16 protein-coding genes are annotated in these 16,314 nt (G+C 73.2%); 7 read left to right on the top strand and 9 right to left on the bottom strand.

Annotation, left to right across the window (positions count from 1 at the left end):
* Window positions 1-4: 4 nt before the first annotated feature.
* From ACZ466_RS46125 to ACZ466_RS46110, 4 genes are read left to right on the top strand one after another with little or no spacing between them, the layout of a single operon-like run.
* A complete protein-coding gene (locus tag ACZ466_RS46125) occupies window positions 5-1,669 on the top strand; it encodes an amidohydrolase (RefSeq protein ID WP_378279291.1) in 1,665 nt (554 codons plus the stop codon).
* 20 nt (window positions 1,670-1,689) lie between these two features.
* Window positions 1,690-2,211, top strand: a complete 522-nt coding sequence (locus ACZ466_RS46120; protein WP_378279289.1) for a 3-hydroxyanthranilate 3,4-dioxygenase — start codon at window positions 1,690-1,692, stop codon at window positions 2,209-2,211.
* On the top strand, window positions 2,208-3,479 hold the full coding sequence (locus ACZ466_RS46115; RefSeq protein ID WP_378279287.1) for an AMP-binding protein: 1,272 nt from the start codon (window positions 2,208-2,210) through the stop codon (window positions 3,477-3,479). The genes ACZ466_RS46120 and ACZ466_RS46115 overlap by 4 nt, the downstream gene beginning before the upstream one ends.
* The gene (locus ACZ466_RS46110; protein WP_378279285.1) at window positions 3,476-4,492 is read left to right on the top strand and encodes an amidohydrolase family protein; all 1,017 of its coding nucleotides are present in this window, start codon (window positions 3,476-3,478) and stop codon (window positions 4,490-4,492) included. Before ACZ466_RS46115 ends, ACZ466_RS46110 begins: the two co-directional genes overlap by 4 nt.
* Here the strand turns inward: ACZ466_RS46110 and ACZ466_RS46105 are convergent.
* Genes ACZ466_RS46105 through ACZ466_RS46090 form a run of 4 tightly spaced genes read right to left on the bottom strand, consistent with a single transcriptional unit; the run spans window position 4,451 to window position 8,939 of the window.
* On the bottom strand, window positions 4,451-5,266 hold the full coding sequence (locus ACZ466_RS46105) for an IclR family transcriptional regulator (protein ID WP_378279283.1): 816 nt from the start codon (window positions 5,264-5,266) through the stop codon (window positions 4,451-4,453). The genes ACZ466_RS46110 and ACZ466_RS46105 overlap by 42 nt on opposite strands.
* Window positions 5,259-6,743 (bottom strand): MFS transporter, encoded by a 1,485-nt coding sequence (locus ACZ466_RS46100; protein ID WP_378279281.1) that lies wholly within the window; start codon window positions 6,741-6,743, stop codon window positions 5,259-5,261. Before ACZ466_RS46100 ends, ACZ466_RS46105 begins: the two co-directional genes overlap by 8 nt.
* Window positions 6,744-6,747: 4 nt before the next feature.
* Window positions 6,748-7,737 (bottom strand): NADPH:quinone oxidoreductase family protein, encoded by a 990-nt coding sequence (locus tag ACZ466_RS46095; protein ID WP_378279279.1) that lies wholly within the window; start codon window positions 7,735-7,737, stop codon window positions 6,748-6,750.
* Window positions 7,734-8,939 carry a CaiB/BaiF CoA transferase family protein gene (locus ACZ466_RS46090; RefSeq protein ID WP_378279277.1) on the bottom strand — a complete coding sequence of 402 codons (1,206 nt, stop codon included), beginning with the start codon at window positions 8,937-8,939 and terminating at the stop codon, window positions 7,734-7,736. The genes ACZ466_RS46095 and ACZ466_RS46090 overlap by 4 nt, the downstream gene beginning before the upstream one ends.
* 139 nt (window positions 8,940-9,078) lie before the next feature.
* Between ACZ466_RS46090 and ACZ466_RS46085 the strand changes: the two genes are divergently transcribed.
* Entirely contained in the window at window positions 9,079-9,957 is an 879-nt protein-coding gene (locus ACZ466_RS46085) for an alpha/beta fold hydrolase (protein ID WP_378279275.1), read from the top strand.
* On the opposite strand, the gene ACZ466_RS46080 is transcribed toward ACZ466_RS46085, so the two are convergent.
* Window positions 9,926-10,423, bottom strand: coding sequence for an HIT family protein (locus ACZ466_RS46080; protein ID WP_464041965.1), 498 nt, complete (start codon window positions 10,421-10,423; stop codon window positions 9,926-9,928). The genes ACZ466_RS46085 and ACZ466_RS46080 overlap by 32 nt on opposite strands.
* A complete protein-coding gene (locus tag ACZ466_RS46075; protein WP_378279271.1) occupies window positions 10,420-11,082 on the bottom strand; it encodes a TetR/AcrR family transcriptional regulator in 663 nt (220 codons plus the stop codon). Before ACZ466_RS46075 ends, ACZ466_RS46080 begins: the two co-directional genes overlap by 4 nt.
* Before the next feature lie 173 nt (window positions 11,083-11,255).
* On the opposite strand from ACZ466_RS46075, the gene ACZ466_RS46070 reads away from it, so the two are divergent.
* Both ACZ466_RS46070 and ACZ466_RS46065 read left to right on the top strand, forming a co-directional pair.
* Complete coding sequence (locus ACZ466_RS46070; RefSeq protein ID WP_378279269.1) at window positions 11,256-12,404, top strand: sulfotransferase family protein; 1,149 nt, start codon at window positions 11,256-11,258, stop codon at window positions 12,402-12,404.
* A gap of 11 nt (window positions 12,405-12,415) precedes the next feature.
* A complete protein-coding gene (locus ACZ466_RS46065) occupies window positions 12,416-13,453 on the top strand; it encodes a hypothetical protein (RefSeq protein WP_378279267.1) in 1,038 nt (345 codons plus the stop codon).
* A gap of 119 nt (window positions 13,454-13,572) precedes the next feature.
* Here the strand turns inward: ACZ466_RS46065 and ACZ466_RS46060 are convergent, their stop codons facing one another.
* The 3 genes from ACZ466_RS46060 to ACZ466_RS46050 are packed head-to-tail and all read right to left on the bottom strand — an operon-like array spanning window position 13,573 to window position 16,314.
* Entirely contained in the window at window positions 13,573-14,640 is a 1,068-nt protein-coding gene (locus tag ACZ466_RS46060; RefSeq protein WP_378279266.1) for an ABC transporter substrate-binding protein, read from the bottom strand.
* A gap of 34 nt (window positions 14,641-14,674) precedes the next feature.
* Window positions 14,675-15,514 carry an ABC transporter permease gene (locus ACZ466_RS46055; RefSeq protein WP_378279264.1) on the bottom strand — a complete coding sequence of 280 codons (840 nt, stop codon included), beginning with the start codon at window positions 15,512-15,514 and terminating at the stop codon, window positions 14,675-14,677.
* The gene (locus tag ACZ466_RS46050) at window positions 15,511-16,314 is read right to left on the bottom strand and encodes an ABC transporter ATP-binding protein (protein ID WP_378279262.1); all 804 of its coding nucleotides are present in this window, start codon (window positions 16,312-16,314) and stop codon (window positions 15,511-15,513) included. Before ACZ466_RS46050 ends, ACZ466_RS46055 begins: the two co-directional genes overlap by 4 nt.

The following is a 16,314-nucleotide window of genomic DNA, read 5'->3' as shown; positions in this document are numbered from 1 at the left end:
CGCCATGCCCGATGATCCGCGGGATCTGCTCCTGGTCAACGGGAGGGTGCTGACCCTGGACCGGGACGGCTCGGTCGCGGCCGCGCTCCTGGTCCGGGGCGGCGCGGTGGGGGCGGTCGGTGACGAGGAAGAGGTCCGGCGGGCGGCGCGCGGCGGCGCGCGGGTGCTGGACCTGCGGGGCAGGACCGTCCTGCCCGGCTTGATCGACACCCACTGCCACTTCGAGCAGGCCGGCATGGACGGCGACACCGTCTCCTTCCGCGGCGCGGGCACCATGGACGAGGCGCTGCGGCGGGTGCGCGCGATGGCGGACTCGCTGGACGCCGGCGCCTGGGTGCGCGGGCAGGTGTGGAACCCCGTCCTGCAACTGCGCGAGGGCCGAGTCCCCACGCGCGCCGAACTCGACGCCGCCGGGGACGGGCGGCCCGTCTACCTGCCGATGGGGCACAGCACGTGCGTCAACAGCGCGGCCCTGCGCCTGGCGGGCATCGACGAGGACACCCCCGACCCCGACGGCGGCACGCTGGGCCGCGATCCCGGCACCGGCAGGCTCTCCGGCTACCTGTGGGAGGAGGCCCAGAACCTGGTGGCGCGGGTCGTCCCCGAGTGGACGCCGGAGCAGCGCGAGCACCAGCTCGCGGCGGCGATGCGGGCGCTGAACTCCTGGGGGATCACCTCCGTCGTCGCGGGCGCCCTGCCGCGCCGGGACGTGGAGGTCCTGGCCCGTCTCGCCGAGCGGGGCCTGTCGACCGTGAGGGTCGCAGCCATGGTGCTGCCGTCGGGCGAGCTGATCCCCTCGGTGCCGTTCGAGGAGTGGGAGGGCCTGGTCGGGGGCGGTCCGAGGCGGTACGGCGACGGGACGTGGCTGCGCGAACTGGGGGTCAAGCTGCTGATCGACGGCGGCATGACCTTGGGCACGGCCGCCACGCGGGAGCCGCACAAGCCGGACGGCCCCTACGCCGGCGACCTCCTCGTCGACGGTGAGCGGCTGGCCGGGCTCGTGTCCCGGGCACGCCGCGCCGGGTGGCGCACGGGCATCCACACGGTGGGCGACGCGGCCATCGACCTGGCGCTGGACGTCTTCGCCCGCGCACGCGAGGGCGACGGCCTGGCCGGCGGCACCGGGCCCGGGCCCGACATCCTGATCCACGCCAGCCTCATGCAGGCGGACCAGATGAAGCGGGCGCGCGACCTGGACGTGCTGGTCGCGCCCCAGACCCCGTTCCTGTGGAGGAACCGCGACGCCATCGCCGAGCGGATGGGCCCGCGCCGCGCCGAGGAGGCCGTGCCGCTGCGCTCCATGATCGACATCATGGGCCTCGCCCGCGTGGCGGCCGGGACCGACTACCCCATCAACGATCTGAACCCCTTCCAGAACCTCTACGCCATGGTGACGCGCAAGGACCGGCAGGGGCGGCCCAACGGCCCCGGCCAGGCGATCGGACGCGAGGAGGCCCTGCGCCTCTACACCACCTCGGGCGCCGCCCACACGGGCGAGGAGGGCGTCAAGGGCGCCCTGACGGCCGGGAGCCTGGCCGACCTCGTGGTCCTGGACGGGGATCCGCTCGCCGAGGACCCCGAGGCCCTGCTCGGCCTCGGCGCCGACCTGACCATCGCCGGCGGGGACGTCGTCTTCGACCGCCACGGCGAGCTGACCGCCACCGGCTGACCACCGCACGGAGAACGATCATGCTTCCCAGCCAGATGCCGATCATCGATCTCGACGGCGTCGCGCGCGAACTCGCCGAGTCGGGACGCCGCGTGAAGGTGCTGTGGCAGGACAGCGAGTCGCTGGCCTTCATCGCGCGCGGGCGCGAGTACCGCAGCGAGTTCCATCTCAACCCGAGCGACGAGGTCATGTACATGATCCGGGGCTCGATGAACCTGCACTACCGCGAGCCCGACGGGTCGGAGGGGGTCGCGGTGATCCCGGAGGGGTCGTCGATCTTCACCCCGACCGGGGTGGCGCACTCCCCGCGGTTCCCGCCGGACGCGTTCGTCCTGGTGATCGAGCGGCTCCGCCGTCCAGGCGAGCTCGACCGGTTCCGCTGGTTCTGCCCGGGCTGCGGCGGGTTCCTGCACGAGGAGAGCGTCCACATCGCCGACTACCGGGTCGATCCGGTCGCCGGCGCCTACGCGCGCTTCTACGGCAGCGTCGAGGCCCGGACGTGCAAGGCCTGCGGGACCGTCATGCCGGACGAGCGGCTGTGACCGCCGCCGAGGCGGCCGTCGGGTCCATCGGCGGCGCGCTCATCACGGCGCTGCGCAGGTTCCCCGGCCGGGAGGCGCTCGTCTGCGGCCCCGAGCGGCTCACCTACGCGCAGGTCGCGGACACCGTCGCCCGCCTCCGCCGGGCGATGGAGGAGGCCGGGCTCCGGCCGGGCGACACGGTCGCGCAGATCACGCGGAACCGTCCGGCGCAGTGGCTGGTGACCGCGGCGTGCTACCTGGCCGGGTTCCGCTCGGCCTGCCTGCCGCTCCAGGGGCTGCCCGCGGCGGTGCTCCGCGACCGGCTGGCGGCCGCCGCGCCGGCGCTGGTGGTCGTGGACGCCTCGCGCGCGGCCGAGATCGCCGGATGGGGCGCCCTCGGCGAGGAGGTCGTCTGGGTCTCGGACGGCGAGCTGGAGGGGTGGCGCGAGCTCGGGCGCATGGCCGGGGAGCAGCCGCCGTGCGGGCTGGGCGATCCCGCCCCGCCGTCCGCGGTCGTCCGCCTGGGCTACACCTCCGGCACGACCACCGGCACGGCGAAGGCGGTCCTGCTGTCCAGCGGCGCGCTGTGCTCGGTCGCCCTGATGAACCTGGCCCAGGCGGACTGGCCGGCGGCGCCGCGCGTGCTCTGCGCGGAGCCGGTCGCGGGCGGGTTCGGCAGCATGGTGGTGCCGACGCTGGTGCGCGGCGGGACGTTCGTCATGCTGGAGACCTTCACCGCTGACGGCTTCCTGGCCGCCGCGGCCGCGCACCGTCCGAACGTCCTCCTGATGATGCCGCCCGCGCTGCGGTCGGTCCTGGCGCATCCGGGCGCGGACCGGGTCGACTGGAGCACGGTCGACCTGATGATCTACAGCGGCGCCACGCTCGCGCCCGCGGAGATCGACCGGGCGCACGCGCTGTTCGGGCAGGTGCTGTGCGGGATCTTCGGCCAGGTGGAATGCCCCAAGACCATCGCCCTGCTCGCGCCGCACGATCACGTGTCCGGGGTGGCGGGTCGCGGCTCGTCCCTGGGGCTGCCCTACGCCGGCATGACCGTCCAGATCCAGGACCGGTCGGGCGCACCCTGCCCGGCGGGCGAGGCCGGAGAGCTGTGCGTCAAGGGCCCGGCCGTGATGGACGGCTACCAGGGACGGCACGACGCGGACCAGCCCTTCCGCGACGGGTGGCTGCGAACCGGCGACGTGTGCCGGATGGACGAGCACGGCTACCTCCACTACCTCAACCGGCTCGAGAACGTACTCGACGGACAGGACGGCGGAACCGCATGACGGCCGAGGAGACCGGCGGGCTGATCGACGTGCACAGCCACGCGACGCCCACCGCCCTGCTGGACTGGCTGGCCGGTCAAGGGCTGGCGGACGTGACCGAGGTCGAGACCGGGACGGTGCGGCTGGCCCCCGAGGTCTCAGGGGTCGCGGAGGGCACGCCCATCCCGCTGCACCGCTCCCAGTACGACGTCGACCACCGCTTGGCGGACATGGACCGCATGGGCGTGTGGCGGCAGGCGGTCTCGCTGCCCCCGTTCGTCACCTGCTCCGGCGCCGCCGACACCGGCCTCGCCCGCGAGGTCGTCGCCCGCGGGAACGACGCGCTGGCGGCCTTCACGGCCCGGGGCGGCGGGCGGCTCCTCCCCCTCGGCACGGTCCCGCTGGGCGTCCCCGAGAGCGTCGAGGAGGCCCGGCGGTGCCTGGACGAACTCGGCTGCGCGGGCATCGCGATCGGCTCGCACGGCGCGGGCCGCGAGCTCGACGACCCCGTCCACGAGCCGCTGTGGGAGCTGCTGGCGGAACGCCGCACGTTCGTGTTCCTGCACCCCAACGCCGTGTCCGGTGGCGCCAGGCTGCACGCGTACTGGCTGCCCCAGCTGGTCGGCTACCCCGCGGAGACGGCGCTGGCGGCCAGCCGCCTGATCTTCGGCGGGGTGCTGGAACGGCACGCCCTCACCCTGTGCCTGGCGCACGGGGGCGGCTGCCTGCCGGCCCTGGAGGGCCGTCTCGACCTCGGCTGGCACCGCAAGGCCGTCGCCCGCACCGTGCCGCTGCCGCCCAGCGCCTACCTGGGCCGCCTGTACCTCGACACGGCGACGTTCTCCGCGCGCCTCCTGGAGCGGCTGATCGAGGACTTCGGCGCCGACCGCGTCCTGCTCGGCACCGACTACCCCTTCGAGCTGGCCGACACCGAACCCGCCGCCACCCTGGACGCGCTGGCGATCGGCCCCGCCGACCGGGCCCGGGTGGGCTCAGCCAACGCGCGGCAGCTTCTCGGCCACCGGGACCTCTGACTCGTCCCCGGCCCGGTAGTGGTTCTTCGCCAGTTCCCGGGAGATGGACATCGCCGCCACCCGCAGCGCGGGCTCGACGGTCGACAGGGACCGCGCCCGGGAGTGCATGACGACCGACAGCGCCGCCACGACCTGCCGGTCCCGGTCGAAGATCGGCGCCGCGACGGACACGGTGCCCAGGGTCATCTCCTCGACGCACCGGGCGATGCCCGAGCTGCGGACGTCGCGGAGGGAGCGCATGAGGAGCCCCGGCATGATGACCGTGTGCGGGGTGTACCGGCGCATTCCGGCGCGCAGCACGGACTCCTGGAAGCCGGGGTTCGCGTAGCCGAGGAGCACCTTGCCCACGCCCGTCGCGTACAGGGGCAGCCGGCCGCCCACACGGGAGGCGACGGGCACCGAGCGCCTGCCCCAGACGCGTTCGATGTAGAGCGCCTCTCCCCCGTCCAGGACGGCCAGTTGCACGTTCTCGGACGTCGCCTCGTACAGGTCGTGCATGAAGGGCAGTGAGACGTCGCGGAGGGTGGTGGGCCGGGGGCACAGCGAGCCCAGCTCCCACAGGCGCAGGCCGATGCGGTACGCGCCGTCCTTCTCGCGCTCGAGGGCGCCGAGGTCGACCAGCTCGGTGACCATCCGGTGGACGGTGGACACCGGCAGGCCCGTGGCCTGGCTGAGCTGCACGAGCCGCATCGACGGCTGCTGCAGGGTGAAGGCGTTGAGGAGGGAGAAGACGCGGCTGGAGACGGACTTGTTCGGCCCATTGCCCTCAGGCATGGTCCACCTCCGAGGCAGAGGACCGAGTATCGGCCTGCGCGAGTCGTGGGTTTGAGTCTATCTCGAAAGGGCGGCCCGAGCCTGGTGCTTCTCGTCCGTCCCGGTGGCGGCGCAGGTCGGCGGCCATCACCGCGCACAGCACGACGGCGGTGGCGGTCATCGCGATCCCGAGGTCGGTGATTCCGGCCGGGGCGTCCGGGGACCGGGGCGCCAGCGCCCCGACGAGCCCGACCGCCGCGATCGCCCCGAGGTAGCGGCACGACTGGAAGAGGCCGCCCGCGACGCCCGCCAGGCGGTCCGGGGCGCGCTCGTGCATCAGCCACTGGAGCCCCAGATTGCACAGGCCGTACGGCAGTCCCAGCAGGACGCCGTCCGCGACCAGCAGCGCCACGGGGGTGCCGGGCGTGAACGCGATGATCCCGCCGAGCCCGGCCACCAGCGTCAGCGATCCGGCCATCAGCGCGTGCCGCAGCCGGACCCGGCGCAGGAGGGCGGGGGCGAGCACGGTCACCAGGGCGCCCGTCGCCGCGATGGGGAGTATCAGCAGGCCCGCCTGGCCGGTGGTGAAATGCCGCGTCTCCTGGAACCAGTGCGGCAGTCCGTAGAAGGCCCCGTAGTAGGCGAGATTGAACAGGATGAACAGCACGTAGACCCCGGTCAGACCGCCGGCTCCGGCGAGCGCGCGCAGGTCGATGAACGGCGTCCGGGCGCGGAGTTCCCAGACGACGAACAGCGCCGTCGCGACGGCGAACAGGAGCAGCCCCCGGAGGAACCCGCCCGTGGGCAGCGTCAGCATCATGTCCAGCAGGCCGACCACCGCCGCCGCGAAGAGCGCGATGCCCGGCGCGTCGATGCCGCCGAGCGCCCGCCGCCGCGACGGGCGTCCGGAGGACGGGCGTCCCGCCGATCGGGCGTCCCGGTCGAACAGCAGGGCCGCGGACACCAGCGCGGCGGCCGTCAGCGGCAGATTGACCCAGAAGATCCACGTCCAGCCGCCGGCCGCGACCAGGACGCCGCCGAGGACCGGGCCCACGGCACCGCTGATCGTGTTGACCGCGGCGATGCCGGTCAGCGCGCGCCCGCCGCCGAACCCCGGCCGCCTGAGCATGACCATCGCGCAGGGGAAGGCGGTGGCCCCGCCCACGGCCTGCAACGCCCTGCACGCCACCAGCGCGCCCAGCGTCGGGGAGAACGGGGCCGCGGCGGCGGCCAGCGCCGCCACCGCCATCCCGCCCATGAACACCCGGCGCGGACCGGCGGCGTCGGCGATCCGCCCCATCACCGGCTGGGCGACGCACGCGGTCAGGTAGAACGCCGTCACGATCCAGGTCACCGACGCGAGTCCGGTGCCGTAGTGCCGCTGCACCGGCACGAGCGCCACGGCCACCATCGAGGAGTTCAGGGGAGCCAGCAGCGTCCCCGCCATCAACGTGGCCAGCACGGCCCGGCGGCGGGGCGTGCCCGCGGCTGCGGTCACGCCGCTACTCCGCCCGCCCGGAGACCCGCAGCAGCATCTTGCCGCGCACCCGCCCGGCGGCCAGCTCCGTCAGCGCCGCCGCGCCCTCGTCCAGAGGGACGACCCCGTGGACGCGGGGGCGCAGTTCACCGCGCCGCGCCCAGTCGAAGATCTGCGCCAGGTTCCGCTCGTGGGCCTCCCGCTCGCGCCGGACGAACTCGCCGAAGAAGACGCCGACCACGGAGGCGCCCTTGACGAGGGGAATGTTCAGCGGGAGCGCCGGCACCGTCCCCGCCGCGAAGCCGACCACCAGATGGCGGCCCTCCCAGGCCAGCGCCCGCACCGCCGCCAGGGCGACGTCACCGCCGACCGGGTCGAAGACCACATCGGCGCCGCGGCCGCCGGTGGCGTCCTTGATCCGCTCCTTGATGCCGCCGTCCCCGTACGACAGGGTCGTCTCCGCCCCCTGGGCGCGGGCCGCCCCGGCCCGCTCGTCCGACGAGGCGCAGGCGATGACCCTGGCGCCGAGCAGCCGGCCGACGTCCACCGCCGCGGAGCCCACCCCGCCCGCCGCGCCCAGGACGGCCAGGGTCTCCCCCGCCCTGAGCCCCGCCCGCTGCACGAGCGCGTGGTACGCGGTCGCGTAGGCGACGAGGACGGTGGCGGCCTGCCGGTCCGGCACGTCCTCGGGCAGCCGCGTCACCCGGTCCGCCCGCACGATGATCGTCTCCCGGGCGCAGCCGAACTCCTCGTTGCCCGCGACCCGGTCGCCCACGGCCACCGACGCCACGCCGCCGCCCACGGCGGTCACCACGCCGGAGTACTCGCTGCCCGGCGAGAAGGGCGGGTCCGGCCTGACCACGTGCCGGCCGGCGACGATCAGGGTGTCGTGGAAGTTGAGGCCGACGTAGGCCACCGCGACCGCGACCTCGCCGGGTCCCGGGCGGGGCTCGGGCAGGTCGGCGACCGTCAGCAGGTCGGGCGTGCCGAGACGGTCGCAGATCAGCGCCTTCATGACCGCGGCGCCCCGTTCTCGCGGGACGCGACGACGCCCGAGGCGATCAGGTCGTCGATCTCCGCGTCGCCGAAGCCCGCCTCGCGCAGCGCCGGGCGGGTGTGCTCGCCCAGTTCCGGCGGAGGGGTGCGCAGTTCGGGCAGCCGGCCGTCGTAGCGGATCGGATGGTTGAGCACCGTCGCATGGGTGTCGCCCACGGGCATCTCCATGAGCAGCCCCTCCTCCGCCACCTGCGGGTCGTTCCGGACGTCGTCGTAGGTGGCGACCCTCTCGATCCAGAATCCGCGGGGCTCCAGGCGTTCGGCCAGATCCCGGTAGGTCCAGCCGGCCAGGGTCCGGGCGAGGAGCGCGGTGTACTCCTCGCGCCGGGTGCGGCGCGCCTCCTGGTCGAAGGCCGCCAGTTCGGCGGAGCCGAGGGCGGCGGCGAAGTCGTCCATGGCGCCGCTCAGCGCGATGACCGCGTGCGCGTCGAGGAGGCGGTAGACGCCGTAGGGAGGGTCGATGAACCAGGCGGCGAGGGAGCCGGGGCGGCGGACGTCGTCCTGGCCCTTGCCGCCCGAGTAGTACAGGGCCAGCGACTCCGCCTGCAGGTCCAGCCCGGCGCCCAGGAGGCTGGACTGGACGCGGGTGCCGCGCCCGGTCGCGAGCTTGCGGACGTACGCGGCCAGGACGCCCATCGCCAGCAGCGCCGCGCCGTGGTGGTCCGCGACGGGCGTGCCGGCGGCCGTGGCTCCCTCGCGGGCGTCACCGGTGACCGAGATCAGCCCCGAACGGGCCTGCACGAGCAGGTCGACGCCGGGCTTGCCCGCCATCGGCCCGGACGAGCCCCAGCCCGTCGCCGAGGCGTAGATGATGTCCGGCTTGATCTCACGCACCGCCTCGTACCCCAGCCCCAGCTTCTCCAGGGCCCCGCCGCGGTAGTTCTCCATGAGGACGTCGCACGTCCCGATGAGCGGCCGGAGGACGCGGAGCGCGTCCGGGTGCTTCAGGTCGACGGCGATGGACTTCTTGTTCCGGTTGACGGAAAGGAAGGTCACGCTCGTGTCGCCGAGGCGGATTCCGGCGCTCCCGGCCCGGCGTTCCCAGGCTCCGCCGAAGGGTTCGACCTTGGTGACGTCCGCGCCCAGATCCGCGAGGTACTGCGAGGCGGCGGGCCCCTGCACGAAATGCGAGAAACTGAGGACCTTCATTCCCTCGATCATGCCGGCTTCCTCGTTCCTGACGATTAACGGCTTCGCTGGGACCAGTCAGCCGCACCGCCCGCCCGTGTTCAATCGGCGATTTCCACTGAGCGGGAATCGCGGTGCTTCTCCGGGGCCGCGGCGCCCTCATACTCGGCTCATGCCCCATCGCGACTCCCCCCTCGGGCCCCCGCGGCGGCTCCGCGTCCCCGGCGCCGTGCTGAACTGCGCGGTCACCGGAGCCGGCGAGCCCCTCCTGCTGCTGCACGGCTGGCCGCAGACCGGCCACGCGTGGCGGTCGGTGGTCCCGCTGCTGAGCGACAGGTTCACCGTGGTCACGCCCGACCTTCCGGGCTTCGGCGCCAGTTCGCGGATGGACGGCGGATACGACAAGAAGAACGTGGCCCGGATACTCCACCGGCTCATGGCCCGGCTGGGCCACGACCGCTATCACGTCGTCGGCCACGACGTCGGCGGGCAGGTCGCCTACCCGCTCGCGGCGCTGTTCCCGAATTCGGTCAGGACCGTCACCTTCGTCGAGGCGGGCATTCCCGGGCTCGGCGACAGCGATACCGCCGCCGATCCGCTGCGCGGAGGGTCCTGGCATTTCGGCTTCAACATGGTTCCGGACCTGCCCGAGCTGCTATTGGCGGGACGCGAGCGCGCCTACCTGGAATTCCTCTTCCTGCGCGATTCGATCGGCCTCCACGTCACCGACGCGATCGACGCCGCGGCACTCGACGTCTACGCGCGGGCGCTGTCGGCGCCCGGGGCGGTCCGGTCGACGATGGGCTACTACCGCGCGCTGCCGACCGACATCGAGGACAACCGCCGCCTGAGCCGCGAGGCCCGGCTCGACCAGCCCGTCGCCGTCGTCGGCGCCGTCCACGGCATCGCGCTGAGCTGGCTGGCCTCCGTCGAGCAGGCGGCGAACGACGTCAGCGGCCATCTGGTCGAGGAAGCGGGCCACTACCTGCCCGAGGAACAGCCCGAACGGCTCGCGGCCCTCATATCCGCGATCGCCGGAACGGAGAAGTGACCGGCCACCCCCGCGCCTCGAGGTACCGCCGGACCTCGACGGCGATCTCGTCGCGCCGGGTGATGTTGAGATCGTGCTCCTCCGACCGTCCGAGCATGGTGAACACCCGGGGCCCGCGCCGTTCCTCAGGCAGGTCGTCCATCCGCGCGATGATGTGGAAGTGGACATGGGCGAAGCCCTCGGCCTCGGCGAACTGGGCGACGTAGGTCTTGACGCACCCGGTCACCGCGTGCAGAGCCCGCGACAACCGCACCTGCCACTCCCCGAGAACAGCGGCTTCGGCATCGGTCAGCTCGGCCACGGCGGTCACGTGCCGGAGCGGCATCAGGACCAGCCAGCCGGGCGTGCCCGTGCCGAACGCGTGCGCCGCCCGCCAGTACCGGTCGGCCGCGATGAGCTCGCGCGGCGGCAGCGAGCCGAGGCGCGCGTTGTCGTCGCAGACCGAACATCCCACTGAGAGCGTCACCCTTGTTCGGATCCGGGGTCGGGGCGCCGGTCGTCGCGGATCGCGTCCACGAGCACGCCGATGACCCAGGAGATGGTGCGGGTCGCCTGATCGTCGTCGAGGTTCCACGCGGTGATCAGGCGCTCGTAGGAGGGCAGGTGCCACAGGACGTCGAGGGCGGCCGCCGCCATCCGCCGTTCGGTCTCGGACCAGTCCGGTGCCGACGGGGCGACGGCGCGGACGAGGGCGTCACGGCGGCGCTCGTCCTCGGCCACCAGTGCCGGCTGCCGCGGGTACTCCCCGGTCCAGCGTGAGACGGCGAAGGAGGACAGCGCCGCGAACGCGCGTGCGGCGACGTCGGGGAGGCCGTCCAGGTCGAGCCCGGCGTAGGAGACGCCGGCCTCCTCCTCGAGACGCCGCATGACGGCGCCGTGCAGGTCCCGCTCCGTCGGGAAGTAGCGGTAGACGGTGCGCTCGCCGACGCCGGCGCGTTCGGCGACGGCCTTGAACGTCAGCCCGCGCCAGTCCCACGTCGCGAAGCCGTGCACCAGTTCCGAGGCCGCGGCGAGGATCCGCTCACGGGTCTCGGCGGCCTGCCGGCGCCGGACCGGGCTGTCGTAGCTCCGCCGCGGCCGTGCCGGCTCACTCCCGTCCTTGTCGGGTATTGCCGGGACGCTCATATTGATGGCATCCTACTGCCACCATATTCACGGCAGCGCACTGCCACGAAATTCCGGCCTCCCCCTCGCCCTCGAGTTCAACCGGCCCGGCACCCACCCGCCATCCGAACCACAGCAGTGCCCCGGACGCCGCCCATCGCAGATCGGGGCACACGGCTGAAGGGACCCACCCCATGGCCCCGCACCACGACCTGATCGAGGCTGCCCGAACCCAGACCGGACTCGACGACTTCGGCGACGACTCCTTCCGCGAAGGGCTGGAACGGCTCGTACGCTCGCTGCACGCGGAGGCCCGCCTCCACACCGCGGGCCAGGAGACCCTCCGCGGCCTCATCGTCAACCTGCTCGCACAGCGGCTGCAGGTCGAGGACTGGTACCGGCGCCACCCGGAGATCGACGACGAGCCGGTCGAACGGCCGCTGATCGGCCTCGGGCTGCCGCGCACCGGGTCGACGGCCCTGTCCTTCCTGCTGGCCGAGGACCCCGGCGCCCGGTCGCTCAGCCGGTGGGAGGCGGAGAAGCCGTGCCCGCCGCCCTCGACCGTCTCCGGTTCCGACGCCAGGATCGAGCGCAGCCGGGCCGTGGTGGAGCGGGAGAAGCGGGAGGAGAAGCGCCGCCGGGCGCTCGTCCCGGCCAGCGCGACCGGCCCCACGGAATGCCTGTCCCTGCTGGCGCTCGACTTCAAGTCCCAGATGTTCCAGGGCCTGGCCCTGGTCCCGTCCTACTCCTCGTGGCTGCTCCACGAGGCCGACCTCACCTCGGCCTACCGGTACGAGCGCCGCGTCCTGAAGCTCCTCCAGTGGGGCCGCCCACCGAGGCCGTGGCGGCTCAAGTCGCCGGCGCACCTGCTGTTCCTGGACCACCTCGACCGGGCGTTCCCCGACGCCCGGTTCGTGATGACGCACCGGGACCCCACCGAGGTCATCGTGTCGGCGGCCGACCTCTGCGCCGAGATCACCCGCAGATACAGCGACGACGTCGACCCGCACTACCTCGGCGCGCTCAACGTCGAGCACTGGTCGGTCGGGATGGAGCGGGCGCTGGCGTTCCGCGACCGCGACACCGGCGGCCGGTTCCACGACATCGACTTCCGCGCCATGCAGAGCGACCCGATCGGCGAGGTCAGGCGGCTGTACGCCTGGCTCGGCGAGCCGGTCACCGAGGCGTTCGAGACCGGCATGGACCGGTGGTGGCAGGAGAACGCGGCGCGGCGCGAGCCCAACGTCCACCCCGAACCCGCCGCGTTCGGGATCGATCCCGACCGGGTCCGTCCGCTGTTCGCCGGCTACACCGCGCGCGCCGCGCGCTGGACGGCCCGCTGAAAGGAGCACCCATGACCATCGACCTCACCGGCGGTATCGGCCCCGACCGCGAGACGGTGTTCGCCGAGCGCCCCGACGACCCCGAGATGCGCGATTCGGTCAGCATGTGGATCTCCGACGACCGGGGCGATCTCGGCATCCCCCGGGTGGGGATCGAAGCCGTCGCCTCGTCGTGGGAGGCGCACGGCGTGCAGCTCAACGTGGCCTTCCGCGACGGGACGGTGTACCGCCTGCGCGACTCCGGGAAGACCCATCCCGCGATCGACGCCGACGGGCGGCCCGCCGTCCTGGGCGGCGGCCCGCTGGCGTTCCGGTGCGTGGAGCCGTTCAAGACCTGGACCGCCACGTTCCGGGGCACGGCGGTACGGACGTCCACCGAGAACCTCATCGCCGGCGATGTCGACGGGCCGCCGGTCGAGGTCGAGTTCCACGTCGAGGCCACCATGGCGGTGCCGCCGTGGATCCAGGGTTCGCTCCTGCCCGACGCTGCGGAACGGCTCGAGTCGTCGGTCGAGGGGGACCTCATGGGCGGCCCGCGCTACGAGCAGCTGTTCCGCGCGAAGGGAACGCTGCGCGCCGGCGCCGACGAGCACGCCTTCACCGGCAGCGGGCTGCGGATCCGGCGCCAGGGGGTCCGGCACCTCGGCGGGTTCTGGGGGCACTGCTGGCAGTCCGCGGTGTTCCCCAGCGGCCGGGCGTTCGGCTACATCGCCTACCCGCCCCGCGAGGACGGGACGCCCACGTTCAACGAGGGCTTCCTCTTCGACGGTGACGGCCCGCTCATCCCGGCCCGAGTCGTCGAGGCGCCCTGGCTCGCCAGGCTGCGGCCCTTCGGTGAGGACGTCTCGGTCGTGTTCGAGACCGAACGGGGGCGGACGCGCATCGAGGGCGAGACGGCGCTGTCGACGTTCGACGTCACCGACCGCGGCCCCGAGATGCCGGACTTCCCGGCACTGCACCAGGCGGGGGTGCGGTACCGCTGGAACGGCGAGGAAACTTACGGGATGCTCGAACGCTCCACCATGCGCAACAAGATCATCTGGCCCTGACCGGAGGGCCGCCGAAACCCGCGCGGCCCTCCCCTTCCGGACGGCCTCAGCCGCCGGCTGGGGCGACGACCTCAGCCGTCGCCCCAGCCCCGAACGGTCGCTCGGGCGTGCAATGGGCACTACCGCCCTCGGGCCTCCTGGCGGGACTTTTCGGGGTCGAAGTCGTTGTACATCGGGACCAGCGAGTAGTCGGTCAAGGCTTGCACGGTCACCCCGCGGGCGTCGGCGTCCTTGATGACGCCGTACTTCAGGTAGGTGTCGAGCGTGTGCTGCAGGTCCTCGTTCTTCTGCAGCCCGTAGCGGCCGGCCGAGCCGGGTCCGGCCGAGATCTCCAGCCGCCGCGCCAGGATCCTGGTCGCGGTGCTGAGGTCGGTCTCCTTCCCGCCCGCCAGTTTGGCGGCCGGGAAGTTCTTCCAGTGCATCTGGATGGCGGCGCGCGGGTTCTCCTGGGAGAAGACCATCCCCTTGAAGAAGGCCCGGAACAGGCCGCCGATCGCCTTCGGGCGCTCCTGGACGTCCCGCTTCCGGCAGACCAGGGCGGACGTGCCGGTCAGCCCGTCGGTTTGCGAGCTCACCTCGACCAGCTCCCGGCCGAGCAGCTCACCGACGATCAGGTTGGAGCTGTCGTAGCCGGAGTAGGCGTCGATGTCGCCGCGTCTCAGCGCCTGGGCGGCCTGGGCGCCGTAGCCGACGGCGAGGACCTGGTCCTTGCTCAGAGGGCTGCCCTCCGTCTTGGCCGCCCCGGTCACCAGCTGCTCGTTGATGCCGCCGCGGAGGTTCACCCCGACGGTCTTGCCGGCCAGGTCGGCCGTCGTGCGGATTCCCGACCCGGCCGGGGCGACGGTGCGGAAGATGTTCCCGTTGACGGTGCCCACGATGACCAGGCCGGGATCGTGGCCGATGGCGGTGACCGCGTTGGCGGTCGAGCCGTAGGTGCAGGTGGCCCGCTCGTTCGCGACGGCCTGGATCGCGGCGACCGCGTTGGCCACCGGCTGCATCTCCACCCGCAGGCCCTCGGCCTTGAAGTACCCCATGGTCTCGGGGACCGTGGCGTAGGAGGCGGTGGCCGGGCTCAGCGTCTGGTCGGCGACGGCGAAGGTGATCTCGGTGCGCCCGTCCCCGGCACCGCACGCGGTGGCCGCGGCGAGCGTCAGGACGGCGGTCAGGAACGCGCGGGCTTTCCTCATGGCGGTCTCTCCAGTGGCGTCGGCGGGACGGGGGTCAGGCCCGGTAGCGGGCCAGGAGGCGGTTGAGCACCGCCATGGACAGCCAGATGGCGATCCCGAAGAAGCCCATGACGATCAGCAGCGCGTAGGTCGCGGCGATCGCCCCGTTCTGGGTGGCGGCCTGGATGGCGAAGCCCAGGCCCTCCCGCGCCGAGACGAACTCGGCCACGATCGCGCCGATCAAGGCGAGGACGGCGGCGGTGTTCAGCGCCGGGAGGATGTAGGAGACCGCGTGCGGGATCCGGAGCTTGAACAGGATCTGCCAGCGGCCGGCGCGCACCGACCGGAACAGGTTGTGCTGGTCCTCGCCCACGCTGGCCAGCCCTACCATCGCGTTGACCAGCAGCGGGAAGAAGGCGAGCAGCGCGGCGAGGAACGCCTTGGGGGCCAGGCCGTAGCCGAATCCCGCGATGACCATCGGGGCGATGGCCACCTTGGGGAAGGTCTGGATCACCACGAGGTACGGGTAGACGGCCTTGTGGACGGGTTCGGAGAAGGTGAAGACGACCGCGAGCACGAACGCCAGCACGGCCGCGACCGCGAGGCCGGCCAGCGTCTCGTAGGCCGTGGCGTAGACGTTCGGCCACAGCGCCCCGGAGGCGACCATGTCGCCCAGCGCGGCGAACACGTCCTGGGGCGGTGCGATGAGGAGCGGCGAGACCCAGGCGCGCTCGGCCGCCAGGTACCACAGCAGCAGGGCGCCGGCGAGGATCGCGACGCCGAGGAGGGAGGCCTGGACGTTGACGTTGCCGAGCGGGGCCCAGGGGCGGGCCGCGGCCGTTCCGGGCGCCTTGGCGGGCGCGACCGGCGGGGTGGAGGTGCGTGCGGAGGTCATTGGCTCTTCACCTGTTCCAAAGAGGCCCGGACGCGCTGGGTCGCCTCGAAGAACCCGGCGGTCGCCCGGACGTCGCGCTGCCGCGGCTGGGGAAGGTCGATGTCGATCACTTCGTGGATGCCGCCCGGCCTGGCCTTCATGACCACGATCCGGTCGGAGAGGTAGACCGCCTCGCTGATGCTGTGCGTGACGAACACGACCGTCTTGGGCTCGCCGCGCCAGACCCGCAGCAGCTCGTCGTTGAGCTCCTCGCGGGTGAACTCGTCGAGCGCGCCGAACGGCTCGTCCATGAGGAGCAGGCGCGGGCCGTCGATGAGGGAGCGGGCGATTGCGGCGCGCTGCTCCATGCCCCCGGACAGCTCGCGCGGGAGGCTGCCGGCGAAGTCCTCCAGCCGCATCGTGGCCAGAAGTTCGTCGGCGCGGCGGCCGGCGGCGGCGCGGTCGCCGCCGCGCAGCTCCACCGGGAGCAGGATGTTCTGGCGGATCGTCCGCCAGGAGAGCAGCGTCGGCTTCTGGAAGGCCACGCTCACCCCCGGCGGGGGCTCGGTGACCGTGGCCCCGTCGATCTCGACGCGGCCGCCGGTCGCGTCCAGCAGCCCGGCGATGATCTTCAGGAGGGTGCTCTTGCCGCAGCCGCTGGGGCCGATGAGGGAGATGAACTCGCCCGGCCGGATGTCCAGCGTGGTCGGGGCGAGCGCCTCCACGGCGGTGCGCCTGCGCCGGTAGGTCATGGCGACGTCGCGGACGGCGACGGCCGCCCCCGTCCGGGTCGCGGTGGTGCCGGGGTCAGCGGTGCCCAT

The sequence above is a fragment of the Actinomadura rugatobispora genome (assembly GCF_055379765.1).
The sequence above is the reverse complement of the archived record's forward strand: the minus strand, read 5'-3'. Positions and strand labels throughout refer to the sequence as shown.

Excerpts from the sequence above, each read along its gene's own strand:
- ACZ466_RS46095 (WP_378279279.1), bottom strand. The coding sequence starts at position 7,737 with ATGAAGGCGCTGATCTGCGACCGTCTCGGCACGCCCGACCTGCTGACG.
- ACZ466_RS46075 (WP_378279271.1), bottom strand. The coding sequence starts at position 11,082 with ATGAGCGTCCCGGCAATACCCGACAAGGACGGGAGTGAGCCGGCACGG.
- ACZ466_RS46125 (WP_378279291.1), top strand. The coding sequence starts at position 5 with ATGCCCGATGATCCGCGGGATCTGCTCCTGGTCAACGGGAGGGTGCTG.
- ACZ466_RS46090 (WP_378279277.1), bottom strand. The coding sequence starts at position 8,939 with ATGATCGAGGGAATGAAGGTCCTCAGTTTCTCGCATTTCGTGCAGGGG.
- ACZ466_RS46065 (WP_378279267.1), top strand. The coding sequence starts at position 12,416 with ATGACCATCGACCTCACCGGCGGTATCGGCCCCGACCGCGAGACGGTG.
- ACZ466_RS46105 (WP_378279283.1), bottom strand. The coding sequence starts at position 5,266 with ATGCCTGAGGGCAATGGGCCGAACAAGTCCGTCTCCAGCCGCGTCTTC.
- ACZ466_RS46070 (WP_378279269.1), top strand. The coding sequence starts at position 11,256 with ATGGCCCCGCACCACGACCTGATCGAGGCTGCCCGAACCCAGACCGGA.
- ACZ466_RS46060 (WP_378279266.1), bottom strand. The coding sequence starts at position 14,640 with ATGAGGAAAGCCCGCGCGTTCCTGACCGCCGTCCTGACGCTCGCCGCG.
- ACZ466_RS46120 (WP_378279289.1), top strand. The coding sequence starts at position 1,690 with ATGCTTCCCAGCCAGATGCCGATCATCGATCTCGACGGCGTCGCGCGC.
- ACZ466_RS46050 (WP_378279262.1), bottom strand. The coding sequence starts at position 16,314 with ATGGGCACCGCTGACCCCGGCACCACCGCGACCCGGACGGGGGCGGCC.
- ACZ466_RS46085 (WP_378279275.1), top strand. The coding sequence starts at position 9,079 with ATGCCCCATCGCGACTCCCCCCTCGGGCCCCCGCGGCGGCTCCGCGTC.
- ACZ466_RS46055 (WP_378279264.1), bottom strand. The coding sequence starts at position 15,514 with ATGACCTCCGCACGCACCTCCACCCCGCCGGTCGCGCCCGCCAAGGCG.
- ACZ466_RS46110 (WP_378279285.1), top strand. The coding sequence starts at position 3,476 with ATGACGGCCGAGGAGACCGGCGGGCTGATCGACGTGCACAGCCACGCG.